Genomic DNA, 26,217 nt, shown 5'->3' with positions numbered 1-26,217 from the left:
GCGCCCCATGTTTTGGCCGCATTGGCGATGGCGCATCAAGCGCTGGCGCACGCGCATGACGGATTGGCTTCCCGGGGGGGCTGGCAGACGCTCTTTGTGGGTCGCTTTGATGACCTTGGTGCTGGCCGTGTTGATAACCTTGGTCTGGCTGGCCGGGCGTTATGAAGCCAGCCAGGTCCAGGCCGAATTGGAGCGAGACACCGCCGATGCCGTCAATGAATTGCGCACACAGCTGTCGCGGCATGTTCAGGCGATTCAAGGGGTTCAAGCGGCCCAGCCCAATGCCGCCCAATGGCAACAAGAGATGCTGTCCTTGCTCAGGGAGCACCGTGACTGGCTGCGTGTGGAGTGGCGTGACAAAGCACAAAATTTGCGCAACCAGGCCGATTCCCCCCTGCGCAGCCCTGTCTTTGAACGCAACCCGCGCAGTGACATGCTCAACGAAACGCTGCAGTCCTGTCTGCGGGCCCGACGTTTGAGTGGTCCAGCCTATTCGAGTACCTATTTTTTACCCCAGGTTGATGGCTTGGGCTTTGAAGTCATGGAGTTGTGCCTGCCTTATGTCCATGCAGGAGAACTGATGGGCTTCACCGTGGTCACTTATGGTTTGCAAGAATTGTTGCAAGAGCGTTTGGGCAAAAGCTTTGGCCGACGCAACGAATTGTCATTCACCGAGCCCGATGGCACACGTCTGGCCATTTCAGGCACACAACGACGCGGCTTGAGGGTGTTCACCGCCCAGCAACTGGTGGATTTGCCAGGCAACACCTTGGTGCTGCGCATGGATGGGCGAAGGGGAAAGCCCGACCTGTTTCCCAATGTGTTGACCGCCTTGGTCACCGGCATGTCCATTGCTTTGGTCACGGTCATGATTTTGCTTGCCAAAGATTCCCGTCGCCGTTTGAAAGCCGAACGCGAATTGGCCGAAGCGCTCGCTTTTCGCAAAGCCATGGAAGACTCCTTGGTCACAGGCCTGCGGGCCCGCGATCTGGAAGGCCGCATCACCTATGTGAACCCTGCTTTTTGCCAAATGGTGGGGCTCGATGCTGAGGTGCTCACCGGACGCAATGCCCCCATGCCTTATTGGCCGCCGGAAATGGTGGACGAATACAAGCAGCGTCAGGCCATTCGCCTGGCTGGCAATGTGCCGCCGCGCGAAGGCTTTGAGTCGGTGTTCATGCGCCAGGACGGCACGCGTTTTCCGGTTCTGATCATCGAGGCCCCCCTGATCAGTGTTCAGGGCCAACAAACGGGCTGGATGGGGGCGGTCATTGACATCAGCGAGCAACGCCGAATTGAAGAGCTGTCTCGGGCCAGCCAAGAGCGCTTGCAAGCCACTGCCCGTTTGGCCACCGTGGGCGAAATGGCCTCTTTGCTCAGCCACGAGCTCAACCAACCTTTGGCGGCCATTGCCAGTTATGCCAATGGTTCGCTGAATTTGCTCAAAGACCCTCAAGCGGTGCCCCAGACGTTGGACGACGTCCACATGGCGCTGCGCCGCATTGCCGAGCAAGCCCAACGGGCTGGCCGGGTCATCAGCAGTGTGCACGACTTTGTTCGCCGACGCGACCAGGCGCGAGAGTCCGTGCTGCCTCAGGCTTTGATCGATGCCATTGCGCCTTTGGTGAATTTGCAGGCACGCAAACTGAACGTCAAGGTCCACTTCCGTGTTGAGGCCAAATTGCCTTGGGTGGTGTGTGACCGCACCATGGTGGAACAAGTGCTTTTGAACCTGTGTCGAAACGGCATGCAGGCCATGGATGTGCCCGAATGTCGTGAACGTGTGCTGGTTTTACAGGTCAAACGTTTTGCAGCGCATTCAGAGACCGGCTGGTTGGAATTTTCGGTCACGGATGTGGGCGTCGGCATTGCCGAGGAAGTGGCTCAAAAACTGTTTACACCTTTTTTCACCACCAAACCCGAAGGCATGGGTTTGGGTCTGAGCTTGTGCCGCACGGTGGTCGAACAACACGGTGGACACCTGGATTTTGAACCCCTGCAGCCCAGGGGCACCGTTTTTCGCTTCACATTGCCTGGGGATACACAGGGGACCAAGGGTGTTGATGCTTTGCTTTTGGATAAGATCAAAGCATGAATCTGACCGACACGCCCACCGTTTTCATCGTCGATGACGACGCCAGCGTTCGCGATGGCATGGCTTGGTTACTGCGAACCCGGCGTTTGTTGAGTGTCCCGTTTAAAAGTGCCGAGAGCTTTTTGGACATGCTCAATGCGCACATCCCCCCTGCCCAAGACCCCACCACCCCTTCGCCACTGCCATCGGTTGCAGCCTGCATCTTGCTGGACGTGCGCATGCCGGGCATGAGTGGCCTGGCCTTGTTTGAACATTTGTTGCTCACGGGTGTGGCACACGCTTGGCCTGTGATTTTTTTGACCGGTCACGCAGATGTGCCTACCGCTGTCGACACTGTCAAACGTGGCGCTTTTGATTTTTGTGAAAAACCTTTTTCAGACAACACCTTGGTCGATCGCGTTGAGCAGGCCCTGGGCTTGTCTCAAGAGCGTTTGACGACCCGTCGCCAACAGCAATGTTTGCGCACCCGTTTGTCGGAGTTGACCGAACGCGAACGCGATGTGATGCATCTGGTGCTTGAAGGCTTGCCCAACAAATTGATTGCAGATCAACTGGATATCAGCGTGCGCACTGTTGAAGTCCATCGGGCCAGGGTGTTCGAAAAAATGGACGTGAAATCGGCCGTCGAGTTGGCCAATTTGATGCGTTTGCTGTCATGAACGGGCCCGCATTCATACTTTGTTTGAAAACGCGAGGTGAAACACTGGCATTGCGCCTTTTTTGCTTTTTTGCGGCACTCCTGTGCGTCGGTCTGTTGAGTGGTTGTGCCGCCACCATCCAAGCACCTGTGGCATCGGCCAGCCCCTACAACCCGCTGCGAAACGATGTGGCCTTGACAGCCATGTCCTTGCTCGACACCCGCTACGCCTATGGTGGACGCGGCCCTGCCACGGGTTTTGATTGCTCTGGTTTGGTTGCCCATGTCTTCAAGGAGGGCGCAGGCCTGTCGCTTCGTGGCAGTGCAGCCGATTTGGCTCGTTTGTCACGCCCCATCGACCGCGAAAAATTGCAGGCGGGTGATTTGCTGTTTTTCAACACCTTGGGTGCACGCCACTCCCATGTTGGTGTTTATGTGGGCGAGGGTCGCTTTGTGCACGCCACCAACCCACGCACGGGTGTGCGCATGGACAGTCTGCGTCAACCGTATTACGCGCAACGTTTTGAAGGTGCACATTCGTTGCTGAATCCCTGAACTGACTTTTTCAGTCCGGTTTTTTCTCTGTTTTTTCATCCTCTTTTTCGGGTGAAGCCCTTGGCAATTCGCCATTTTTTCTTCCAGAAAACATGGTCCACCAGACAATCAAGACAAAAACAAGCCCTGCAAGCAAAGCCTCCAGCAAAATCAAGCCCATGAGTTCATTTCCTTTACTTCGTTTTAGCCCCTTTTGGGCTGCTTTGGCATGCGTCGCGATTGTAGGCAGCCTGACAGCTTGCTCGTTCACCCCCAGTGTTCCAAGCCCTTTGCCCCAAAGCCATGAAGCCACAGCCAAAAACGACGCATTGTCTCGGCCTGTGATCACGCAGGCCAAAAGCATCTGGGTGCCTGTTCCTTGGTCTGAACTGCCAGGCTTCAACCATGATGCGATTCATGAAGCCTGGCCCGCTTGGTTACAAAGTTGCCAACGCCCGGGTCCAAAGTGGCTTGCGCTTTGCCCCGAAGTGCGTCAGTTGGCGAATGCTTCGGTGACCCAACAACGGCAATGGATTCGTCAAAACCTGCAAGCCTATCGGGTTGAATCACCGCAAAAGCAGGCCGAGGGCTTGTTGACGGCTTATTACGAACCTGTGCTGTCAGCTTCGCGCTTGCCGCGTCCGGGATTTTCGGTTCCCGTTTATGCACCACCGGCACAACTGAATCAGCGCTCTCCGTGGTATTCACGTCAAGAAATTGAAACGACTCCTGCAGCCCGCAACGCTTTGCGTGGCAAAGAACTGGTTTACCTGGCTGATCCTGTGGATGCGATGGTGCTGCACATCCAAGGTTCTGGTTTGGTCAACGTGAATGAACCCGATGGACGCCAACGATTGCTTCGCTTGGCTTTTGCAGGCACCAATGAACAAGCTTATAAAAGCATTGGCCGTTGGCTGTTGGACCAAGGCCTGGTTCGGGACGCCAGCTGGCCAGGCATCAAAGATTGGATTGAACGCAACCCCACACGATTGAACGAGTTGCTGTGGCAAAACCCGCGCTTTGTTTTTTTCAAAGAAGAAGCACTGCCCATGGGTGTCACGCCTCCAGGCCCCAAAGGTGCACAAGGTGTTCCTTTGACGGCGGGTCGCTCCATTGCGGTGGACCGGGCCAGTATTCCTTATGGCACCCCGGTTTGGTTGCAATCGACGGGTCCCCAAATTTCTTTGGATCGCTTGGTCCTGGCCCAAGACACTGGCTCAGCCATTGTGGGTGCAGTCCGGGCCGACTATTACGTGGGTTCGGGTCCTGCCGCTGGCGAGTTGGCAGGACGCCTCAAACAACCTCTCAAACTTTGGGTGTTGTGGCCCCGATGAACTTTTATAAAGCGTGCCCTTTCATATGAACTGCCGACCGGGGTGTGCTGCATGCTGCACAGCACCTTCTATTTCGTCACCGATACCGGGCATGCCCAATGGCAAACCTGCAGGGGTGGCCTGTGTGCAGCTGGATGAGCGCTTGAGATGCAAAATTTTCAACCATCCGGATCGGCCTGCTGTTTGTGGTCAGCTGCAAGCATCCCCTGAGATGTGTGGCCCGCACGATGATGGTGGGCTTTACGCCCGTGATTTTTTGATGCGGCTGGAAATTTTGACCAGGCCTTGATCTTTTAAATTTGTCTTTTCGCATCGTGAAAAAAATCGTCAAGACATCCCTTGACCCTGGTTTTGAGGATGTTCACACTCAGCTTTCTCAGTCACTCACAGGTCATGAGAGCCTGAGCCTTTTGGTTAAGCTGTTTTCCTACTTTCAAACATGGAGAACGATATGGCTTTACAGATGGCTTGCCTTCAAGGCAGTGTGCATCCTGATGAATGGCAGTTGCGTGTGGACCTTGCTGCTTGCTACCGACTGGTGGCTTTGTATGGCTGGAGCGATTTGGTGTTCACGCACATCACAGCCAAATTGCCTTCATCGGTGACCGGGGGTGAAGAACAATTTTTGATCAACCCTTATGGCTTGATGTTCGATGAGATCACCGCATCGAGCCTTGTCAAAGTGGACATGCATTGCAACAAACTTCATGACAGTCCATTTCCGGTGAATCCGGCGGGTTTTGTCATCCACAGCGCTGTTCATGAAGTACGTCCCGATGCAGGGTGTGTACTTCACACGCACACCCGGGCAGGTGTGGCGGTGAGTGCCCAGCAGCATGGGGTGTTGCCCATCAGCCAACAAAGCACGTTTGTGTTGGCCTCTCTGGCTTATCACGGGTATGAAGGGGTTGCCATTCGTGATGACGAAAAAGCTCGTCTTCAAGCCGATTTGGGTCAAGCCAATTACCTCATGCTGCGTAACCATGGCTTGTTGACCGTTGGCAAAACCATTGCCGATGCGTTTTTGTCCATGTACACCTTTGAAAATACATGCCGCATTCAGGTCGATGCTTTGGCAGGGTCAACAAAACCTCAAGACTTGACTTCGGTTGATCCACAGATCTTGAACGGTGTGGCCACAGCCATGCGTGTTCAAACGGGTGGTTTGGGTGGTGCCTTCGTTTGGCCATCTTTGCTGCGCAAACTGGGACGTGAAAACCCTGGTTTTGATCTCTAAAAAAAGCCCTTCGGGGCTTTTTTTTGGCCTGCCCGGTCAAGCAGGTGATTTTTGAAAAATTTGACCCTGTCTGAGCTCAAGGACTTTGGAGTGTTCACACGCCTCTTGGGACGCTTAACAAGCTCTTGAATTCGTTTTTAAAGGCTCCCCTACCTGCTCGGCTCCGATGACCCTTGCTGAGGCTTTGTCATGTCATGACCGTTTTCAGAGGCACAAGACAGTTATTCCTTCTTATCTGTATTTCTATATCTTTAATTAGTCGTAGTAGGTAAGGCAGGCTCTTTTCTGTGGATAACCATCATTTATCTATAAAAAACAATGACTTATCTTGTTTTTTTGGATGTGTGTGACTTTGCTTTTTTGCTGTCACGGTTTCATGAACAACTTTGTGGTGGACCTCAGGTCTGTGGATAAGTGGGATCTTGTCCTTTTTTTATCCACAGACTTTGTCATCGGCTTTGATTTTTTTGGACCCTATCGCCAGGTTTTATCTGTCAAAAATTTTTTTGACCCTCTAGAAAAGCAATTTATTACATTTAAAGTAACAAATTATTGATTTTATTAAAAATTTAAGTTTTAATTAAAATTTATTCATTGAAGTTCGGACATGTCTTTGTGGAAAGAAAGCGTTGCTGTTTTGAAGCCGCACCCCCGTGAGCGCTTGAAGTTCTTGCTGGGAACTTTGCTATACCCCCGCGCAACGTGGATGTGGTTGCGTTTTGTGCGTTCAAAAAAAATTCTCTGGGACAGACTTCCAGCCACTCCAAAATTGTTGACCCGCATCTATCGCCCTTATGCTTTTGAACCGCTCAAGTGCCAAGATCGCGTTGAACTTTTGTTGAACCACTATCGAACGCTTGAAGTGGCCGGTTGGTCAAAGCTCTTCAATGAATCCGTCACGCAAGCGATTGTTCTGGCAGAGGTACCCAGCAAATCAGGTGACTTGATGGTTTTGTCGCTTTTATCTTTGGGTGAAGGACATCGTGAAGGTGAAATGAGTCTTTTGCTGCAATGGCAGGGCAGGGTCATCTTCACGGTTTCTTTTTTGTTGGCCAGCTCCGACCATGGCTTCAACATGATCATCACGCGTCTTCATGGCAACCGTGATCACGATGGCAAAGAAATCATTCGTCAAGCCACCAAAGCGTTGCATGGTTTGCGGCCCGCTGTTTTGATCACCCAACTGTCCCGTCATTTGGCCATGTTGTTGGGTTGTGAGGATGTCCTCTTGGTGGGTAATCACCAGCGGGTTGCGCTCAATCCCAAGCGACGAAAAAAAATCAAAACAGATCTCGATGGTTTGTGGATAGAACTGGGTGCTGTCAAAAAGCAGTCCGGTTTTTTTCATCTTCATCCCCGGGTCCATTTGCCCAGTGATTTCAGTGATGTTGCATCTCACAAAAGAGCTGAGGCCAAACGCAAAGCGACCATTTTGTCTTGTCTTTTGTTGAGCATGGACAGCACTGTGGGTGCGTACCGTGATGAGGCGACTACTTTTTCTTTGGACTCCAGCGCTTGAGCAACAAGGCGTTGGCCATCACAGTGACCGAACTCAAGGCCATGGCTGCGCCTGCCACTATGGGATTGAGATAACCGGCTGCTGCCAAGGGAATGCCAGCCACGTTGTAGGCAAATGCCCAGAACAAGTTTTGTCTGATTTTTTGCACGGTGCTCGCTGAAATGTCCAAAGCGGCTTCCACCAAAGTCACATCGCCTCGCATGAGTGTCATGCCTGCGGCATGCCTGGCCACATCGGTGCCATTTCCCATGGCGATGCCCAGATCCGCAGCCGCCAATGCAGGGGCGTCGTTGACACCATCGCCCACCATGGCAACAACTCGACTGCCATGGTCTTTTTTCAGCTTTTCAATTTCGGCGGCTTTTTGTTGTGGCAACACATTGGCCTGAACCTCACCTTGTTCTGGCTTCAAACCGAGCTTGCGACCCATGGCCTGTGCTGCCATGGTGTTGTCTCCGGAAATCATGACCAACTTGATGCCTCTTTGGCGCAAAGAGGCCAAGGCTTTTTGTGCTTCGGGCTTGGGTTCGTCACCAAAAGCCATGAGCAACAATGGTTTGAGTCCTTCAGGCGTTCGTTCTGCCAATGCAGAAAGCGTGGCACCTTGCGCTTGAAAATGCCCCATTTCCGTTTGCCAACACAGGGTGTTCAAACCCTCTTCTTCCAACCAACGCAAGCTGCCTAACAAAAGGTGTCGCTCATTGAGTTGGGCTTGAACACCTTTTCCGGGCAGGGCCACCATGGCTTGTGGCGTTTGCAGTTTGATGCCCTGCGCTTTTGCGGCATTGACCACCGCCTGAGCCAATGGGTGTTCACTGGCACTTTGAACGCTTGCTGCCCACATCAGTGCCGTATTGTTTTTTTCATCCGGTCCGGGCACTTGTCCGATCAGCTGTGGCCGTCCTTGTGTCAAGGTGCCTGTTTTGTCAAAAACGATGGTTTGAACCCGATGGGCTGTTTCCAATGCGGTGACATCCTGGATGAGGATGCCATGTTTGGCGGCCACACCTGTGCCCGCCATGATGGCCACGGGTGTGGCCAGACCCAGCGCACAGGGGCAGGCAATGACCAGCACTGCCACTGCATGGATCAACGCGGTTTCAAATGATGCCCCTTGCCAAAGCCAAATGGCCCAAGTGACCATGGCCACAAAGACGACCACCGGCACAAATATTTCAGCAACTTTGTCTACCAAGCGTTGGATCGGCGCTTTGTGGGCCTGAGCTTGTTCGACCCATCGAATGATGTTGGAAAGAACAGTGTCCTGGCCTACGGCCTTCACCTGCACAAGTACGGTGCCATCGCCATTGATGGCACCACCTGTTAATGGGTCACCTTGTTTTTTATCCACAGGCAAAGCTTCACCAGTGAGCATGGATTCGTCAGCCTGTGTTTGGCCCTCCAAGATCTCACCATCGACGGGATAACGCTCTCCAGGTTTCACCACAATGTGATCTCCAACCCGTATTTCATCCACAGGCACATCGATTTGGCCTTCCTCACCCACCCAATGCACCACGTCAGGCCTTAAAGCGTGCAACGCACTGATGGCTTCGGTGGTTTGTTTTTTGGCTCGGCCTTCGAGCCACTTGCCTAACATCACCAAAGTGATGACCACGGCTGACCCCTCGAAATACAAATGCGGCGCATGACCTTCTTGCGCATGGATCCATAACCAGACCGATAAAGCCCAACCAGCCGTGGTGCCCAATGCCACCAAAAGCTCCATATTGCCGGTCAAAGCCTTGAGTGCATGCCAAGCCGATTTGTAGAAATGTGCCCCCAAGACAAATTGCACAGGTGTGGCCAAGGCAAATTGAACCCAAGCAGGCAGCATCCAGTGCTGACCCAACGATTCACCCAGCATGGGCATCATCAATGGCGCCGACAAAAGCAAACCCATGGCCACCGGTGCAAAACCGGACCATGTTGTTTCCTTTTTCTGTTCGGAATGACCTTGCTGAATGCGTGGTTCATAGCCTGCATCGCGAATGGCTCGGCGCAAAAGTGCTTCTGTCGTCCCGTCTGATGTCACTTCAATACAGGCCATTTCAGTGGCCAAATTGACACTCACCGATTCAACGCTTGGAACCTTCAGCAACGCTTTTTCAACCCTGCTGACACATGATGCGCAGGTCATGCCACCAATGCCGATGGTGTAAGTGCTGCGCTCTGAATTGATCTGTGTCATGAAAACCTTTGCGTTTGGGAATATGCTTTGATCTCAACCCATGAACCTTTGTGTCTTTGCATCATGAAGCATATTTTTAACGTTGAAGGCATGACTTGTGCCCACTGTGAGAAAGCTGTCTCAAAGGCCTTGTTGGCCATAGACGCGCATGCCAAAATTGTGATCGACCGCACTGTTGACTTTGTTGAAGTGTTGTCTGACTTGCCGGCTGAAAAATTCATTCAGGCCATTGAGGACGAAGGCTATCGTGTCGTCCATTGATTCATTTATTTTTAAAAAGGAAAACTCATGACATCGAACGTAGGCGGTATTGATCGTATTTTGCGCATTGTGCTGGGTGTGGTTTTGGTGGCTTTGGCTGCCACGGGCACAGTCGGTGCTTGGGGCTGGGTCGGTTTGGTGCCTTTGGCGACGGGTTTGATTGGCTGGTGTCCACCGTACGGCTTGCTGGGCATCAACACTTGCAAAAACAAAAATATTTGATTTAGCCTTCGAGGGCTTTATTTTTCTTTACAAGGCACAGCGCATCGCAGACACATGGGTCCATCAGACTTCAGTCACTCCATCACTGAAAGGGTGTTTTCCATGAAATCGATTCGTTTGTCTTTGATCTCTGCCAGTTTGCTGCTTGCGGTATCTGGCATGAGTTTTTCCCAAACTCCAGCTTCAACAGGCGCTGTTTCGGCTGCACATTCACAGACCCAGCGCCAGCATGGCGCTGATCGTCATGCCAAGCATTTGGAAACATTACATGCCCAATTGAATCTGTCTGCTTCGCAAGATGCAGCTTGGCAAAGTTTTGTTCAAACCATGCAAAAACCCGGGCATCCGGTGCGCCCTGATCGTGCTGTTTTTGAAAAAATGACAACGCCCGAACGCCTTGACCAGATGCAGACAATGAGGCAACAACGTGATGCACACATGCAAAAGCATGCCGAAGCCACACGGGTGTTTTATGGGCAGTTGACTGCGGAGCAAAAAGTCATTTTTGATGCACAAAGCATGCGCCACATGTCTCGAATGCAGGGCAGCATGCATGCATCCAAACACGAGCATGGTCATCGGCATTGATCTGGCCCTTTTGATCATTGCAAAACTGCCCTGAGGGGCAGTTTTTTATTGTTCGTTTTTTCAGCCTTGACTTGTATCAAATGCGCAAGATGAAGTTTGGGTAAGCTGTTTTGATGCAGTTATCCAAAACCCCTCCATCCTCCAATGGCTCAAACGGTCATGGTTTACCCCCCATCTTGCCCATTGCCATGGACCAGCCTTTGCATTGGCTGGCCTTGGGGTTCAAAGATTTTGCCAAAGCGCCATTGCTGAGTACTTTGCATGGCTTGGTGTTGGCCTTGGCAGGCTCACTCATTGCCTGGGTTGCCCATGACCGTTTTTGGTTGCTCGCTGGCGGCTTGTCAGGCTTTATGGTGATAGCCCCTGTGCTGGCGACCAGCCTTTATGCAATGAGTCGTGCCATCGAACGTGGTGAAGAGGTGAATCTGCAACTGCTGATCCGCACTTGGACCCAATGGCAAATGCGTTTTCGAAAACAACCCGACAGTTATTGGTGTTTGATTCGTTTTGGTTTGCTGTTGGCATTGGCGGCAACAGGTTGGGTCATCACTTCATCGGCGTTGATCACTTTGTTTGCACCGGTGCCCATTCACACGCCCATGGATTTCATCAGGCATGTGGTACTGGCTGAAAACAATTTTTTGTTCGAAATTTGGCTGGGCTTAGGCGGTGTGATGGCCGCCCCTGTTTTTGCATCCAGTGTCATTTCCATGCCCCTGTTGCTGGACCGAAAAGTGAGTGTATTGCAGGCTGTTCTCACAAGTTGGAAAGCTGTACTCACGCATCCATTGCCCATGGCGCTGTGGGCATTTTTGATCATGGGTTTTACTTTGCTTGGATTCATGTCCTTGTTTTTGGGATTGATCCTGATCGTTCCCATGCTGGGGCATGGCAGCTGGCACGCTTATCGGCAGATGGTCAACGTCAGTGATCTTGAAGAACGCATGTCAGGGCAAGGTGATTGGTGATGTGGTCATTTTCAGAAGAACAATTTGCCTGGTTTGGTTTGACGATTGGTGTGGGCGCTTTCATGCTCTACATGCTGTTCATCATCGGACAGTTGGCTTGGGAATCCAAAGCAGGAAAATTCGGAACTTTCGTGATCTTTTTGGGTTTGGCCTTTGGTATGTTGGGTTTTGTGGCCAAAGGTGTCATTCAATGGCTGATTGATCAGTGAAAAAACCTGTGGATAAAAAATGAACAAACCATGACTTATCCACAGCTTGGTCTCTGTCTGAAAAGTTGTTCATGAATCCACGACAGTCAAAAATCGCACTCACCCACAAGCGGCAAACCTTGATAAGTGACTGTCATCATTGGATAAAGCATCTTTATCCACAGATGAAGGCGATCCTTATCTACTATGACTAATTAAAGATATAAATCCATAGAAAGATAACAAAAAACGCAGGCACTGTTAAAATTTGTGTCTTTTGCACCTTGATGTGACCATGGCGCTCGTTTCAGAAGATCCCCTCCTGCACTGTTACGACATCAAAAGCGCTGATTTGCCTTTGGTGGCTTTGCTGCTCAAAACCACTGACATCCACAAGGTTTCTCAGGCTTTGGCGCGTCAATTGGCGGAAAGCCCCGGGTTTTTTGACAACGAACCCGTGATCATTGACCTGAGTGGCCTGTCTGCTTCGCAAGACAACACCCTGCAATCTTTGGACCTTTCGGCCCTGATGGGTGTTTTGCGTCAACACAGTTTGATGCCACTGGGCATCAAAGGCGCAGATACTGCCCTTTTGGACTTGGCCAAGGGTCTGGGCTTGGTCAATGCTTCCGATGCCCGTGTGAAGCGCTCCATGCCCCTTGCTGAGCCTGAACCCCTTGCACCGCCTGTTTTGCAAGCACCTGTCTTGCCATTGGGCGCATTGGTGATTGATAAACCCTTGCGTTCTGGCCAGCAGGTCTATGCCAAGGGACGTGACTTGGTGATGTTGGCGATGGTTAACCCGGGTGCCGAGGTCATTGCCGATGGCCATGTGCATGTGTATGCCACTTTGAGAGGCAAAGCCATTGCTGGCGCTCGGGGTGATACGCAGGCCCGCATTTTTGCCCAGATCATGGAACCCGAATTGTTGTCCATTGCCGGCGTTTACCGCACCAGTGAAAATGCACTGCCCAACGATGTGCTTGGCAAAGCCGCCCATGTTTGTCTTCAAACGGGGCCGGAAGGTGACAAATTGTTGATTTCAGCTCTCAAATCCTGATTCTTTATTTGGTCTTAGAAAGTTAAACCATGACAAAAATTGTTGTTGTGACATCTGGCAAAGGCGGCGTGGGCAAAACCACGACCAGTGCAAGTTTTTCAACCGGTTTGGCGATGAAAGGCTTTAAAACAGCCGTCATCGATTTCGATGTCGGTTTGCGCAATCTGGACCTCATCATGGGGTGTGAGCGTCGGGTGGTGTATGACCTGATCAATGTGATTCAAGGTGAAGCCAACCTTAATCAAGCCTTGATCAAAGACAAGCAATGTGAAAACCTTTTTGTGCTTGCCGCCTCACAAACTCGTGACAAAGATGCCTTGTCTCAAGAAGGTGTTGAGAAGGTTTTGAAAGACCTCAGTGCCATGGGTTTTGACTTCATTGTTTGCGATTCGCCTGCGGGCATCGAAACGGGTGCTTTGATGGCCATGCATTTTGCCGATGAGGCTTTGGTGGTGACCAACCCTGAGGTGTCTTCGGTGCGCGATTCGGACCGCATTTTGGGCATGTTGGGCAGCAAGACGCAACGCGCCATTGAAGGTGCTGAGCCCGTCAAGGAACATTTGCTCATCACCCGCTACAACCCGCATCGCGTGGAAGAAGGTCAGATGTTGTCTTTGCAGGACATCCAGGACATTTTGCGCATTCCTTTGATTGGCGTGATTCCAGAAAGCGAAAACGTGCTTCAGGCTTCCAACCAGGGCACGCCCGTGATCCATTTGGCCAGTACCGATGTGGCCGAAGCTTACAAGGATGTGATCGAACGCTTTCTCGGTGAAGACAAACCCATGCGCTTCGTTGATGCAGAAAAAGCAGGCTTCTTCAAGCGTTTGTTTGGAGGCAAATAAACCATGTCTTTGCTTTCCTTCCTCTTGGGCGAAAAGAAGCAAACCGCCAATGTGGCCAGAGAGCGTTTGCAAATCATTCTGGCCCACGAACGCAGCGGCCGCAATGCCTCTGAACCCGATTACCTGCCGGACTTACAGCGCGAGTTGGTGGCGGTGATCAGCAAATACATCAAAATCAACATCGAAGACATCAAGGTCAATCTTGAGCGGCAAGACAACCTTGAAGTCCTTGAAGTCAAGATTGAATTGCCAGAATCGCGCTGAAGATCCCCCATTGCCCAAGGCAATGGGGTGTTCAATCAATCTTTGACAAGCGACGCCCACAGGCTGCGTGCTGCTCGGATGTTGCGCTCTTTGACGTGACCAAACCCTTTGATGTTTTCCGGCACCCGTGCCACGCTGACCGCATGCGCATGTGATTCGGCGCTCAAATTGTTCAGCACAGCTTCAATGTGCTGCATGTACTCACGGATCAAGGCGCGTTCAGTCTGACGCTCTTCGGTTTTGCCAAAGTAATCCAGCTTGGTGCCGCGCAGACCTTTGAGTTTGGCCAGCACCTTGAAGCCCGTCAGCATGATGGGGCCGAACTTGCGTTTGACCAGTTCGCCTTGGCTGTTGCGCTTGGACCAAAGCGGTGGGGCCAGGTGGTAGTGGACTTTGAAGTCGCCTTCAAAACTGTTTTGGATGCGTTCCACAAAGCCGGTTTGGGTGTGCAGGCGGGCCACTTCGTACTCGTCCTTGTAGGCCATCAAGCGGTACAGCTGCCGGGCCACGGTGTCGCTCAAAAGTGTTTTGCCCAGCGGGGCTTCGGCCGCTTGCACACGCCCCACGATGCCTTGGTAGAGCAGGGCATACGCTTTGTCCTGGTAATCGGTCAGGCGCGTCATGCGGTCGGCGATCAAATCTTCCAAGGACTCGCGTTTTTTGAACTGGATGACTTGTGAGGGCTGGATGGTTTTCATCAACGCATCGGGCTGGTGCGCGGCGTGGCGACCCCACTCAAAAGCGGCCAAGTTGTTTTTAACCTGCACGTCGTTGAGCTCGATGGCCCGCACCAAAGACTCGCGGCGCAAAGGCACCCAACCCTTTTGCCATGCGTAACCCAGGATCATGGGGTTCACGTAAATCGTGTCGCCCATGAGTTGTTTGGCCAGGGCATCGGCGTCAAAAGCGCCTACGCCATCCACGCCGACTTGCGCCGTGATTTCGGCCACGCATTGTTCGGCCGGGTTTTGCCAGTTGCCGTTTTTCACAAACGCGGCAGTGGGTGTGCTGTTGCTGTTCAGGGCCACATGGGTGCGGCCAGCGCGCATGCGCAAAGTGGTTTCTTTGGAAGCACTCACGATCGGGTCACAACCGATGATGAGGTCGGCTGCGGCCATGCTCACGCGGGTGGTGCGGATCTCGTCTTGGCTGTTGGCCACCAAAATGTGGCTCCATGTGGCACCGCCTTTTTGCGCCAAGCCTGCCGAGTCTTGCGTGACGATGCCTTTGCCCTCCATGTGCGCGGCCATGCCCAGCAACTGACCAATGGTGATGACACCCGTGCCGCCCACACCCGCCACCACCATGCCCCAAGGCTCGTGGATGGTGGGCAAGGTGGGTTCGGGCAGTGCGCCCAGGCTGGCTGGCTGGATGGCCGGGGCAGTCGATGTGGCTTTCTTTTTGAACGTGCCGCCCTCCACCGTGACAAAGCTGGGGCAAAAGCCTTTGAGGCAGCTGGTGTCCTTGTTGCAGGTGCTTTGGTTGATGGTGCGCTTGCGGCCCAGGGGCGTCTCAAGCGGTTCCACCGACAGGCAGTTGGACTGTACGCCGCAGTCGCCACAGCCTTCGCACACTTCTTCGTTGATCATCATGCGCACGGCAGGGTCGACCATGGTGCCGCGCTTGCGGCGGCGGCGTTTTTCGGTGGCGCAGGTCTGGTCGTAAATGATGACGGTGGTGCCTTTGACTTCACGCATTTCGCGCTGGATGCGGTCGAGTTCATCGCGGTGGAACACACGCACGCCATCGACCAAAGCCACGCCTTCGTATTTTTCGGGCTCGTCGGTCACCACCACGATGCGTTGAGCACCTTCGGCCTTCATGCTCATGGCGATCTGCACCACGCTGTGGCCTTCGGGGCGTTCACCCACTTGCTGGCCGCCCGTCATGGCGACGGCATCGTTGTACAAAATTTTGTAGGTGATGTTCACACCCGAGGCCACGCTCTGGCGCACGGCCAAAATGCCGCTGTGGAAATAGGTACCGTCACCGATGTTGGCAAAAATGTGCTGGTCGGTGCAAAAGGGTTGTTGGCCACTCCATGGCACGCCTTCGCCGCCCATCTGGGTGAATCCCGTCGTGCTGCGGTCCATCCAGAGGCTCATGAAGTGGCAGCCGATGCCTGCCATGGCGCGTGAGCCTTCGGGCACCTTGGTGGAGGTGTTGTGGGGGCAGCCGGAGCAAAACCAGGGCGTGCGTTCGGTGGCAGCACCCAAGGTCAGGGTTTGCAAGGACTTTTCTTTGGCGTCCAGCACAGCCAGGTGAGCGTCGATGCGTGCGGTGGTGTCGGCATCCACGCCCAGCTTTTTCAGCCGCTTGGCAATGGCCCGTGCAATCAAGGCGGGTGTCAAATCGGCGTTGGCCCGCAGCAAGGTGCGCTCTGTCGGATTGGCCGTTGACCATTCGCCGCCGGAGGTGTCGCCCTCGGCTTCGTCGAATTTGCCCACGATGGTGGGGCGCATGTCATCGCGCCAGTTGTAGAGCTCTTCTTTGAGTTGGTATTCGATGACCTGGCGTTTTTCTTCGACCACCAAAATCTCGCGCAGCCCGGTGGCAAATTCGCGGGTGGTGTGCGATTCGAGGGGCCAGACCACACCCACTTTGTGCACCCGGATGCCCAGGCGTTGGCAGGTGGCGTCGTCCAGACCCAGGTCGAGCAGGGCCTGGCGGGTGTCGTTGTAGGCTTTGCCGCTGGCGATCAGGCCGAAGCGGTCATTCGGTCCTTGGATGACGTTGTGGTTGAGCTTGTTGGCGCGGATGTAGGCGAGGGCTGCATACCACTTGTAATCAAACAAACGCGCTTCTTGCTCCAGCGCTGTGTCGGGCCAGCGGATGTGCACGCCGCCGGGCGGCATCACAAATTCGGGCAGCACGATTTGCACGCGCTCGGGGTCGATGTGCGCGGTGGCACTGGACTCGACGATTTCCTGAATCGTCTTCATGCCCGACCAAATGCCTGCAAAGCGGCTCAGGGCCAAGGCGTGCAAGCCCTGGTCCAGGATGTCTTGCACGCTGGCTGGGAAGAAAACAGGCAGGCCGCAGGCTTTGAAGATGTGGTCGCTCTGGTGCGCAGCGGTGGAGCTTTTGGCCACATGGTCATCGCCCGCCACGGCCAACACGCCGCCCCAAGGGGTGGTGCCCGCCATGTTGGCGTGTTTGAACACGTCCGAGCAGCGGTCTACGCCGGGGCCTTTGCCGTACCAGATGCCGAACACGCCATCGAATTTGTTGGTGCCCGGGGGCGCAAAACCCAGTTGCTGGGTGCCCCACAAGGCGGTGGCGGCCAGCTCTTCGTTCACACCGGGCTGGAACACGATGTGCTGGGCCTTGAGGTGGTCCTTGGCTTTCCACAGCGATTGGTCGTAACTGCCCAGGGGCGAACCCCGGTAACCGCTGATGAAGCCGGCCGTGTTTTTGCCCTGCAAGGCGTCGCGTTGGCGCTGCAGCATGGGCAGCTTGACCAAGGCTTGCACGCCGCTCATGAAGGCACGGCCCACATCGAGGCAGTATTTGTCGTCCAGCGTCACCGTCTCTAAAGCCTGACGAATCGATTCGGGCAAGGGGGCGTTCATGGTTTGTCCTGCGTCTGAAATGGAGTGCACAGTGTAGGACGCCCCTGCAGACATGTGCTTGCTTTCGGTGACAGGATTTGCCCTATGATTTGAAAGAATCTTGCTCAAAGAGGCGTATTTTGGAAACACTGGACAAATTCGACTGGGCGATATTGAACGAACTGCAAACCAATGGCCGCCTGACCAATGCGGAGTTGGCGCAGCGGGTGGGTTTGTCGGCCGCGCCGTGCTGGCGCCGGGTGCGGGCGCTCGAAGAGTCGGGCGTCATCCAAGGCTACCGTGCCGAAATTGACCGCCAGAAAGTGGGCTTGGATGTGTTGGCCTTTGTGCGGCTGGACGCCGAGCGCAACCGGGGCGACATCACGCGCCAACTGGAGGAAGCCATCCTCAAAATCCCTGAAGTGGTGTCGTGCCACTACATCAGTGGCACCGGCACCTTTGAGCTGCAGGTGGTCAGCAAGGACCTGAACAGTTTCAGCCAGTTCGCCCGCGATGTGCTGATCAACCTGCCCAATGTGAAAGACCTGCACACCAGCTTTTCATTGGGCGAGGTCAAGGCCGCTGGGGCCTTGCCTTTGAAGACCTGAGGTCTCGGGGTGGTCAGCAGCTCCCAAGCGAGCCCGGGCCTGTGATCAGCCGCCGCTTCTCAGGGGTACAAACCCCGCAGCTCACGCGCTTGCAAGATGCGCGTGCACGCCACAATGAACGTGGCAGTGCGCAGACTCACCCGGTGCTCGTCGGCCACTTGCCAGATGGCGGCAAAGGCTTCGCGCATGATGCGCACCAGGCGGGCGTTGATCTCGTCTTCGCTCCAGAAGAAGCTGGAAAAATCCTGCACCCATTCAAAGTAACTGACGGTGACGCCCCCGGCGTTGGCGATCACGTCGGGCACGACCAGGATGCCCCGCTCGTGCAGGATGTCGTCGGCCTCGGGTGTGGTGGGGCCGTTGGCGCCTTCGATCACCATGCGGGCCTGGATGAGGTGGGCATTGGCGGCGGTGATTTGTTGCTCCAGCGCGGCGGGAATCAGGATGTCACAATCCACGCCCCAGAACTGCGCATCGGGCAGGGTGTCGCCGTCTTCAAAACCTTGGACGCTGCCGTGCGCGCTGACGTGGTGCAGCAGGGCAGGCACGTCCAGACCTGCAGCCTTGTAAACCGTGCCGCCGTGGTCCTGTACCGCGACCACCGTGGCCCCGGCCTGGGCAAACAGCTTGGCGGCAATGCCGCCCACATTGCCAAAGCCTTGCACCGCGATGCGGGCTTGGCCGATGTCCAGCCCGATGTGCTGTGCAGCCTCTTGGCCCACGGTGTACACGCCGCGCCCGGTGGCTTCGCGTCGGCCCAAAGAACCGCCCAAGGCAACGGGTTTGCCGGTCACCACGCCCGAGGCGGTGGCACCTTCGTTCATGGAATAGGTGTCCATCATCCAGGCCATGATCTGCTCGTTGGTGTTCACATCAGGCGCGGGGATGTCTTTGGTCGGACCGATGATGATGCCGATCTCGCTGGTGTAGCGGCGTGTCAGGCGCTCCAGCTCGCCGCGTGACAGGGTTTTGGGGTCGACCCGGATGCCGCCCTTGGCCCCGCCAAACGGCAGGTTGACGGCCGCGTTTTTGATCGACATCCAGGCCGACAAGGCCATGACTTCGGACAAGGTCACGTCTTGGTGAAAGCGCACACCGCCTTTGCCCGGGCCGCGGCTGGTGTTGTGTTGCACGCGGTAGCCCTCAAAGTGGGCCATGGTGCCGTTGTCCAGCTCAATCGGCACGTCCACGATCAGTGCGCGCTTGGGGCGCTTGAGGGTTTCGACCCAGCGCGACAAGCTGCCCAAGTAGGGCGTGACGCGGTCGACTTGCTGCAGGTAAATGCCCCAAGCGCCGAGGTGCTCAGGGTTTAAATAAGAGGGCAGTGCATGGGAGCTTGTGGCTGTGTTGCTTGCGGGTGTGTTGGCCATGTTTTGATGCCTTTCGTGAAACTGACGGGTTGTCGGTGTTGCGCATTGTGGAGCACCCCATGTTGCGCCGTCCAAGGCTGTTTGGCTGTCGGTTCATGCACAGAAGGCATCAACTTGGAGGCGTCAGTCTCCTGCTTGAGGTCGTGCTTGAACCCCGTTTATGGCTGTGCGAACAAAGACCCCGCCAAAGACACCTGCCTGTAAAATAAGCAGCTTCAGCCGACCCCGTGGCAGGGCGGCCCACGGCGCAGGCGGCGCCCTTTTTTGGCCTTCATTCAAGGCGGATTTTTCATGCTTTACCCTCAAGAATTCGATGTGATCGTGGTCGGCGGTGGCCATGCTGGAACCGAAGCCGCGCTTGCGGCCGCCCGCATGGGCAGCAAAACACTCTTGCTCAGCCACAACATCGAGACGCTGGGGCAGATGAGCTGCAACCCGTCCATTGGTGGCATTGGCAAGGGCCACCTGGTCAAAGAGGTGGACGCCTTGGGCGGGGCCATGGCGCTGGCCACCGACGAGGGCGGTATCCAGTTCCGCATCCTCAACAGCTCCAAAGGCCCGGCCGTGCGCGCCACCCGCGCCCAGGCTGACCGCATTTTGTACAAAGCCGCCATTCGCCGCATGTTGGAAAACCAGCCCAATTTGTGGCTCTTCCAGCAAGCCGTGGACGACCTGATGGTGGAGGGCGACCGGGTGGTGGGCGCCGTGACGCAGGTCGGCATCCGCTTCCGTTCGCGCACCGTGGTGCTGACGGCGGGCACGTTTTTGGACGGCAAGATCCATGTGGGTTTGCAAAACTACGCAGCGGGCAGGGCCGGTGATCCGCCTGCCGTCAGTCTGTCGGCACGGCTCAAAGAACTCAAGCTGCCGCAAGGACGTCTGAAGACGGGCACACCACCCCGCTTGGACGGCCGCACCATCGACTTCAGCCAATGCACCGAGCAGCCCGGTGACGGCGTGCCTGGCGGCATGAACCCCGAGGGTGGGGTGCCGGTATTCAGTTTCATGGGCAATGCAGGCATGCACCCTCAGCAAGTGCCTTGCTGGATCACCCACACCAACGAGCGCACACACGACATCATCCGCTCGGGCTTTGACCGCAGCCCCATGTTCACCGGCAAGATCGAGGGCGTGGGCCCGCGTTACTGCCCCAGCGTGGAAGACAAGATCAACCGCTTTGCCGACAAAGACAGCCACCAGATTTTTCTGGAACCCGAGGGCCTGACCACCCACGAGTATTACCCCAATGGCATCTCGACCAGTCTGCCGTTTGACATCCAGTACGACCTGGTGCGCTCGATGAAGGGCTTGGAAAACTGCCACATCCTGCGCCCTGGCTACGCCATCGAATACGACTACTTTGACCCACGCGCCCTGAAGAACAGCTTTGAGACGCGCCAGATCAACGGCCTGTTCTTTGCGGGGCAGATCAACGGCACCACCGGTTACGAAGAAGCTGCGGCCCAGGGTTTGTTTGCGGGCATCAATGCCGCGCTGCAATGCCGTGGCGAAGCCGCCTGGACGCCTGCACGAGACCAAGCCTATTTGGGTGTGCTGGTGGACGACCTGGTGACCCAGGGCGTGACAGAGCCTTACCGCATGTTCACCAGCCGGGCGGAGTTCCGCCTGCAGTTGCGCGAAGACAATGCCGATGCTCGCCTGACCGAAGTGGGCCGTCAAATGGGTCTGGTGGATGACGCCCGTTGGGACGCCTTCAGCCGCAAACGCGATGCTGTTTCACGTGAAACAGAGCGACTGAAATCCACCTGGGTGAACCCGCGCAACTTGCCAGCGGCCGAGTCTGAGCGGGTGATGGGCAAAGCCATTGAGCACGAGCACAACCTGTTCGACTTGCTGCGCAGACCGAATGTGAGCTATCCGGCGTTGATGTCTTTGGACGGTGGGCGCATGGCCAGCGCCGATGTTTCACGTGAAACGCTGGGTGACCTGAGCCCCTCGGTGATCGAGCAGGTCGAGATCGCCGCCAAGTATTCTGGCTACATTGACCGCCAAAAAGGGGAGGTGGAGCGGGCTGCGTTTTACGAACACCTGCGCCTGCCCGAGAGTCTGGACTACATGAAAGTCTCGGCACTGTCGATCGAAGCTCGTCAGAAGTTGGCCAAACATCGGCCCGAAACACTGGGCCAGGCTTCGCGCATATCGGGCATCACGCCGGCCAGTGTGTCGCTGTTGCTGATTCACCTGAAGAAGGGTGGATTCAAAGGCTTCATGAAAACCGATCCAGAGAGTGTCATCGCATGAGTGTGAATTTGGAACAAGGCTTGCGCTCGGGTGTCGAAGCCTTGGGTTTGGAGTTGTTGGATGGGCAAATTCGGTCTTTGTTGGACTATGTGGCGCTGATCCAAAAGTGGAACAAAGTCTATAACTTGACAGCACTGCGTGACCCGGCCGACATGCTCACTCACCATCTGTTGGACAGTCTGACAGCTGTGGGGCCTTTGACGCGGCACACCCAAGGCAAGGCCCTGCGTGTGCTCGATGTGGGTTCAGGGGGTGGTTTGCCCGGGGTGGTGCTGGCTGTGTGCATGCCCGAGTTGAATGTGAGCTGTGTGGACACGGTAGCCAAAAAAGCCGCGTTTGTGCAGCAAGTGGCCGTGAACCTGAAGCTGCCCAATTTGCGCGGATTGCATGCACGGGTGGAATCGTTGACGGACCCCTATCAGGTCATCTGTTCGCGTGCTTTTGCGTCATTGCCTGACTTCGTCACCTGGTCTCGCTCTGCTTTGGACGAGCGTGGTGTGTGGATGGCCATGAAGGGAAAGCATCCCCAAGATGAGATCGATGCTTTGCCCAGTGATGTGGGCGTGTTTCACGTGGAACCCTTGAAGGTGCCAGGTTTGGACGTTGAGCGCTGCATGATCTGGATGAAGCCTGAAGCATCTGCCCATTGAGGCTTGGCGGTGTCTTTCAACATGATGTGCGTTGAGCCCTGAATTTTGGGATGGCTGGGACAGGGCCCTGCGTCAATCACGGTTGAAAAGTCTGTAGGTGTGGTCATCGGTCATGGTGCCGCGATCACTTCAGAAGGTGTTCAGCGATTGACCCGGCCCTGTGGAGTTTGATTTGCGCGGCTATTTTTGGCGCAGCGCTCCCTGTGGGAGCCCCGCCCTCGGGGCGATGGGTGATGGTCTGTGAGGCTTTCATCGCGACGAGGGCGTCGCTCCTACAAAATGAGGGAGCCCCGCCCCCGGGGCGATAGGTGGTGGTCTGCGAGGCTCTATCGCGACGAGGGCGTCGCTCCTACAAAATGTAGGAGCTCCACCCTCGGGGCGATGTGTGATGGTCTGTGAGGCTTTCATCGCGACGAGGGCACCCCTCCTACAAAATGTGGGAGCCCCGCCCTCGGGGCGGTGGGTGGTGGTCTGCGAGGCTCCATCGCGGCGAGGGTGCCGCTCCTACAAAATGTGGGAGTCCCGCCCCCGGGGCGATGGGGGGTGGTCTGCGAGGCTCCATCGCGGCGAGGGTGCCGCTCCAACAATCCTTGTGGGAGCCCCGCCCTCGGGGCGATGGGTGGTGTTCTGCGAGGCTTTCATCGCGACGAGGGCGTTGCTCCTACAAAATGTGGGAGCTCCGCCCTCGGGGCGATGGGTGGTGGTCAGCGAGGATCCATCGCGGCGAGGGTGCCGCTCCTACAAAATGTGGGAGCCCCGCCCTCGGCGATGGGTGGTGGTCTGTGAGGCTTTCATCGCGACGAGGGCGTCGCGCCTACAAAATGTAGGAGCCCCGCCCTCGGGGCGATGGGGGGTGGTCTGCGAGGCTTTCATCGCGACGAGGGCGTTGCTCCTACAAAATGTGGGAGCCCCGCCCTCGGGGCGATGGGGGGTGGTCAGCGAGGCTTCATCGCGACAAGGGCATCACTTTTACAAAATACCGTTCATACAGACGTCATCGGGCCGGATTCATCCATAAGAGATGAATCATTCGAACTTGATAGGCCACCGCACATCGGTTTGAAAATGTGCAAACGCCAGTCAAACGCAGACTTGTTTCACGTGAAACAACAAAAGACGAGTCAAAGCGCACATGTGGCATTTACACTCAAGGTCTTGTTATCAAAGAGCTCACATGTTTGGTATTTCGGATTACGGCGCTTTTTCAGCAGCGTTTCTATTGCTGTTGTTCTTGCCTGGTCCTGGCAATCTGGCCTTGATCACCTCAACCACTTTGGGTGGTTTGTCGGGTGGTTTGGCATCGGTTCTGGGACTTTTGCTGGGTGACCAAATTTTGTTGTGGCTCACAGTGGCAGGTGTTGCGGCCGTGCTCAAGGCCTATCCGAGCGTTTTCATGGTCTTGCAATACATGGGGGCGGCCTATTTGACTTGGTTGGGAGTCAAAATGATCGTGGCCAAGCCGGGTACAGGGCCAAGCGTGAAAATCACCCCTGGGCATTATTTTCGTGAGACCCTGTTCATCACTTTGCTGAATCCCAAGGCCATTTTGTTTTATCTGGCTTTTTTCCCGCAGTTCATCGACCCCGTTCAACATCAAGGCGTGCTGACTTTTGTGGTGATGGCATTGACCATTGCCGTCTTGGGACTGACCTATTGTGTGGGTGTGGTGGCGGTCACGCACACCATGGCCGAACGCATTCGGGCAAGGCCCAAAGTGGCGGGGTTTTTGCAAAAATGTGCCGGTTTGGGTCTGATCGGTTTTGGACTCAAGATGGTGCTGGTCAAGTAAGTCAAAACCTGAACTTCTGACGAAAGTGTTGTATGTTTTTTGGTATTTCTGATTACGGTGCATTTGTCGCCGCCATTGTGTTGTTTCTGGCCATTCCTGGGCCGGGTAACTTGGCCTTGATCACCTCCACAGGCAAAGGGGGCATGGCTGGTGGCTTGGGTGCCACCTTGGGCGTGATCGTGGGTGATCAGGTGCTAATGTGGTTGGCGGTGGCCGGTGTGGCGACGGTTTTGGCCACATACCCTGCCGCATTTGTGGCAGTGCAATGGATGGGTGCCTTGTATCTGACCTGGTTGGGCTGGAAGATGTTGTCTGCCAAACCCGGTGACGCGCCCGTGCTCAACATACGCCCGCGCGACTTTTTTCAGCAAGCGGTGGTCATCACCTTGCTGAACCCCAAGGCCATTGTGTTTTACATGGCGTTCTTTCCTTTGTTTGTTGACCCAAAAACCCACTTGGGGTGGATCAGTTTTGGCGTCATGGCCGCCACCATCGCGGCCTTGACGTTTTTGTACGGTTTGGGCATGACCTTGTTGACTTACCACTTGGCCGAGCGCATGCGTTCAAATCCGCGCATCGGCCGCATTTTGGAAAAACTGGCGGGTGTTTTTCTGGTGGGTTTCGGTCTCAAGCTGGCCATTTCCAAATAATTCGGACACCTTCATATGGCCCACATTTTCTGCATTGCCAACCAAAAAGGTGGCGTTGGCAAAACCACCACCACCGTCAATCTGGCCGCTGGCTTGGCCAAATTGGGTCAGCGCGTTTTGCTGGTCGATTTGGACCCGCAGGGCAATGCCACCATGGGGTCGGGCATTGACAAACGGCAGGTCGAGCTCAGCGTCTACGATGTGTTGCTCGAATCGGCGTCAGTGGCCGAATCGGTCGTCAAGGCCGAAAAATGCGGTTACGACGTGCTCAGTGCCAACCGTGAATTGGCAGGGGCCGAAGTCGAACTGGTTCAATTGGAGCACCGTGACCAGCGACTGAAAGTAGCCCTGCAATCCGTGGATGCCGACTACGATTTTGTGTTGATCGATTGCCCGCCTTCCCTGTCCATGCTGACCCTCAATGGCCTGTGTTGCGCCCACGGGGTCATTGTGCCGATGCAGTGTGAATATTTTGCGCTGGAAGGGCTGACCGATTTGGTCAACACCATCAAGCAGGTGCACGCCAACTTGAACAAGGGCCTGAAGATCATTGGTTTGTTGCGGGTGATGTTTGACCCGCGCATCACCTTGCAGGTGCAAGTCAGTGACCAACTCAAGGCCCACTTTGGAGACAAGGTGTTTGACACCGTGATCCCTCGCAATGTGCGGCTGGCCGAAGCGCCCAGCTATGGCGTTCCAGGGGTGGTGTTTGACCCATCGGCCAAAGGCAGTCTGGCCTATGTGGAGTTTGCGCGGGAAATGATTCAACGAGCCCCTGTGCTGTGAGGGGTGTCCGCAGTGATGTCCATGAACACATTGAGCGGCGACGCACGTTCCGGGCTGCGGCCCGAGGCTGAGCCAGCCAGCGTCTTGATCTTGCCAAGTTGGCAGGGCAGCGGCCCTGAACATGGGCAAACGCTTTGGGCGCAGCGTGATGGTTATACCGTGGTGGAACAAAACGATTGGCAAAGGCCTCGCCGTGGTGACTGGCTTGCACGACTGGATGAAGTCATTGTCGATGCACCCGGTTCCGTGGTGCTGCTGGGGCACGGTTTGGGATGCATTTTGGTGGCCGCATGGGCCTCTTTTTCTCGCCATACGGCGCGTGTTCGGGGGGCTTTGCTGGTCGCGCCCGCCGATGTGGAGGCATCCGAGCTGCATGAGCATTTGCCAGGCTGGGCACCCATTGTGCGGCAGACTTTGCCTTTCCCCAGCGTTTTGGTGGGTTGCCAGAATGACCCGCATTGCCGCACCGACCGAGCCCATGAGATGGCTCAAAATTGGGGTGCGCGATGGGTTCTGGGCGAACCGTTTGAACACCTCAAGGTTGACACCTTTTGGGGTGCATGGCCACAAGGTCATGCGCTTTTGCAAACCCTCTTGAAAGAATGACC

25 protein-coding genes are annotated in these 26,217 nt (G+C 55.3%); 22 read left to right on the top strand and 3 right to left on the bottom strand.

The window, feature by feature from the left end:
* Positions 1-55: 55 nt before the first annotated feature.
* The 7 genes from B9Z48_RS08870 to B9Z48_RS08835 all read left to right on the top strand — a co-directional run bounded on the left by B9Z48_RS08870 (position 56) and on the right by B9Z48_RS08835 (position 7,356).
* Positions 56-2,095 (top strand): sensor histidine kinase, encoded by a 2,040-nt coding sequence (locus B9Z48_RS08870; RefSeq protein ID WP_233261071.1) that lies wholly within the window; start codon positions 56-58, stop codon positions 2,093-2,095.
* Positions 2,092-2,754: a response regulator transcription factor gene (locus B9Z48_RS08865; protein WP_108377867.1), complete on the top strand. Its 663-nt coding sequence runs from the start codon at positions 2,092-2,094 to the stop codon at positions 2,752-2,754. Before B9Z48_RS08870 ends, B9Z48_RS08865 begins: the two co-directional genes overlap by 4 nt.
* Positions 2,755-2,849: 95 nt before the next feature.
* Entirely contained in the window at positions 2,850-3,287 is a 438-nt protein-coding gene (locus B9Z48_RS08860; protein WP_228769269.1) for a C40 family peptidase, read from the top strand.
* A gap of 92 nt (positions 3,288-3,379) precedes the next feature.
* A complete protein-coding gene (locus B9Z48_RS08855; RefSeq protein WP_108377865.1) occupies positions 3,380-4,600 on the top strand; it encodes a murein transglycosylase A in 1,221 nt (406 codons plus the stop codon).
* Between the two features lie 25 nt (positions 4,601-4,625).
* The gene (locus B9Z48_RS08850) at positions 4,626-4,889 is read left to right on the top strand and encodes a YkgJ family cysteine cluster protein (RefSeq protein WP_089959237.1); all 264 of its coding nucleotides are present in this window, start codon (positions 4,626-4,628) and stop codon (positions 4,887-4,889) included.
* Between the two features lie 162 nt (positions 4,890-5,051).
* Positions 5,052-5,837 carry a class II aldolase/adducin family protein gene (locus tag B9Z48_RS08845; RefSeq protein ID WP_108377864.1) on the top strand — a complete coding sequence of 262 codons (786 nt, stop codon included), beginning with the start codon at positions 5,052-5,054 and terminating at the stop codon, positions 5,835-5,837.
* A 607-nt stretch (positions 5,838-6,444) separates the two neighbouring features.
* Positions 6,445-7,356 carry a DUF535 family protein gene (locus B9Z48_RS08835; protein ID WP_108377862.1) on the top strand — a complete coding sequence of 304 codons (912 nt, stop codon included), beginning with the start codon at positions 6,445-6,447 and terminating at the stop codon, positions 7,354-7,356.
* Here the strand turns inward: B9Z48_RS08835 and B9Z48_RS08830 are convergent.
* A complete protein-coding gene (locus B9Z48_RS08830; RefSeq protein ID WP_108377861.1) occupies positions 7,328-9,547 on the bottom strand; it encodes a cation-translocating P-type ATPase in 2,220 nt (739 codons plus the stop codon). The two genes, B9Z48_RS08835 and B9Z48_RS08830, sit on opposite strands and share 29 nt — an antisense overlap.
* A 63-nt stretch (positions 9,548-9,610) precedes the next feature.
* Between B9Z48_RS08830 and B9Z48_RS08825 the strand changes: the two genes are divergently transcribed.
* From B9Z48_RS08825 to minE, 8 genes are all read left to right on the top strand, one after another.
* On the top strand, positions 9,611-9,808 hold the full coding sequence (locus tag B9Z48_RS08825; RefSeq protein ID WP_108377860.1) for a heavy-metal-associated domain-containing protein: 198 nt from the start codon (positions 9,611-9,613) through the stop codon (positions 9,806-9,808).
* A 27-nt stretch (positions 9,809-9,835) separates the two neighbouring features.
* Entirely contained in the window at positions 9,836-10,030 is a 195-nt protein-coding gene (locus B9Z48_RS08820) for a DUF2892 domain-containing protein (RefSeq protein WP_108377859.1), read from the top strand.
* 54 nt (positions 10,031-10,084) lie between these two features.
* Positions 10,085-10,618, top strand: coding sequence for a Spy/CpxP family protein refolding chaperone (locus B9Z48_RS08815; protein ID WP_108377858.1), 534 nt, complete (start codon positions 10,085-10,087; stop codon positions 10,616-10,618).
* 188 nt (positions 10,619-10,806) lie between these two features.
* A complete protein-coding gene (locus B9Z48_RS08810; protein WP_368665918.1) occupies positions 10,807-11,586 on the top strand; it encodes a DUF2189 domain-containing protein in 780 nt (259 codons plus the stop codon).
* Entirely contained in the window at positions 11,586-11,795 is a 210-nt protein-coding gene (locus B9Z48_RS08805) for a DUF2788 domain-containing protein (RefSeq protein ID WP_194944781.1), read from the top strand. The genes B9Z48_RS08810 and B9Z48_RS08805 overlap by 1 nt, the downstream gene beginning before the upstream one ends.
* Before the next feature lie 274 nt (positions 11,796-12,069).
* Positions 12,070-12,834 carry a septum site-determining protein MinC gene (gene minC / locus B9Z48_RS08800; protein WP_108377856.1) on the top strand — a complete coding sequence of 255 codons (765 nt, stop codon included), beginning with the start codon at positions 12,070-12,072 and terminating at the stop codon, positions 12,832-12,834.
* 29 nt (positions 12,835-12,863) lie between these two features.
* Entirely contained in the window at positions 12,864-13,679 is an 816-nt protein-coding gene (minD, locus tag B9Z48_RS08795) for a septum site-determining protein MinD (RefSeq protein ID WP_089959197.1), read from the top strand.
* 3 nt (positions 13,680-13,682) lie between these two features.
* Entirely contained in the window at positions 13,683-13,943 is a 261-nt protein-coding gene (gene minE / locus B9Z48_RS08790) for a cell division topological specificity factor MinE (RefSeq protein WP_089959192.1), read from the top strand.
* 35 nt (positions 13,944-13,978) lie between these two features.
* On the opposite strand, the gene B9Z48_RS08785 is transcribed toward minE, so the two are convergent.
* Positions 13,979-17,515 carry an indolepyruvate ferredoxin oxidoreductase family protein gene (locus B9Z48_RS08785; RefSeq protein WP_108377855.1) on the bottom strand — a complete coding sequence of 1,179 codons (3,537 nt, stop codon included), beginning with the start codon at positions 17,513-17,515 and terminating at the stop codon, positions 13,979-13,981.
* A gap of 119 nt (positions 17,516-17,634) precedes the next feature.
* Between B9Z48_RS08785 and B9Z48_RS08780 the strand changes: the two genes are divergently transcribed.
* Complete coding sequence (locus tag B9Z48_RS08780) at positions 17,635-18,102, top strand: Lrp/AsnC family transcriptional regulator (protein WP_108377854.1); 468 nt, start codon at positions 17,635-17,637, stop codon at positions 18,100-18,102.
* A gap of 59 nt (positions 18,103-18,161) precedes the next feature.
* Here the strand turns inward: B9Z48_RS08780 and B9Z48_RS08775 are convergent, their stop codons facing one another.
* Complete coding sequence (locus B9Z48_RS08775; RefSeq protein WP_108377853.1) at positions 18,162-19,472, bottom strand: Glu/Leu/Phe/Val dehydrogenase; 1,311 nt, start codon at positions 19,470-19,472, stop codon at positions 18,162-18,164.
* Between the two features lie 291 nt (positions 19,473-19,763).
* Between B9Z48_RS08775 and mnmG the strand changes: the two genes are divergently transcribed.
* The 6 genes from mnmG to B9Z48_RS08745 all read left to right on the top strand — a co-directional run bounded on the left by mnmG (position 19,764) and on the right by B9Z48_RS08745 (position 26,215).
* On the top strand, positions 19,764-21,734 hold the full coding sequence (gene mnmG / locus B9Z48_RS08770) for a tRNA uridine-5-carboxymethylaminomethyl(34) synthesis enzyme MnmG (protein WP_108377852.1): 1,971 nt from the start codon (positions 19,764-19,766) through the stop codon (positions 21,732-21,734).
* Positions 21,731-22,384: a 16S rRNA (guanine(527)-N(7))-methyltransferase RsmG gene (rsmG, locus tag B9Z48_RS08765; protein ID WP_089959180.1), complete on the top strand. Its 654-nt coding sequence runs from the start codon at positions 21,731-21,733 to the stop codon at positions 22,382-22,384. Before mnmG ends, rsmG begins: the two co-directional genes overlap by 4 nt.
* 1,174 nt (positions 22,385-23,558) lie before the next feature.
* On the top strand, positions 23,559-24,173 hold the full coding sequence (locus B9Z48_RS08760) for a LysE family transporter (protein WP_108377851.1): 615 nt from the start codon (positions 23,559-23,561) through the stop codon (positions 24,171-24,173).
* 32 nt (positions 24,174-24,205) lie between these two features.
* Positions 24,206-24,823: a LysE family transporter gene (locus tag B9Z48_RS08755; RefSeq protein WP_089962074.1), complete on the top strand. Its 618-nt coding sequence runs from the start codon at positions 24,206-24,208 to the stop codon at positions 24,821-24,823.
* 15 nt (positions 24,824-24,838) lie between these two features.
* Positions 24,839-25,609 carry a ParA family protein gene (locus B9Z48_RS08750; protein WP_089962071.1) on the top strand — a complete coding sequence of 257 codons (771 nt, stop codon included), beginning with the start codon at positions 24,839-24,841 and terminating at the stop codon, positions 25,607-25,609.
* A 21-nt stretch (positions 25,610-25,630) separates the two neighbouring features.
* Positions 25,631-26,215 (top strand): alpha/beta hydrolase, encoded by a 585-nt coding sequence (locus B9Z48_RS08745; protein ID WP_228769335.1) that lies wholly within the window; start codon positions 25,631-25,633, stop codon positions 26,213-26,215.
* Positions 26,216-26,217: the final 2 nt, after the last annotated feature.

Origin of the sequence: Limnohabitans sp. WS1 (assembly GCF_003063265.1) — a bacterium.
Taxonomy (GTDB): Bacteria; Pseudomonadota; Gammaproteobacteria; order Burkholderiales; family Burkholderiaceae_C; genus Limnohabitans_A.
Note: the sequence above shows the minus strand (reverse complement) of the source record. Positions and strands in the feature narration are given on the sequence as shown.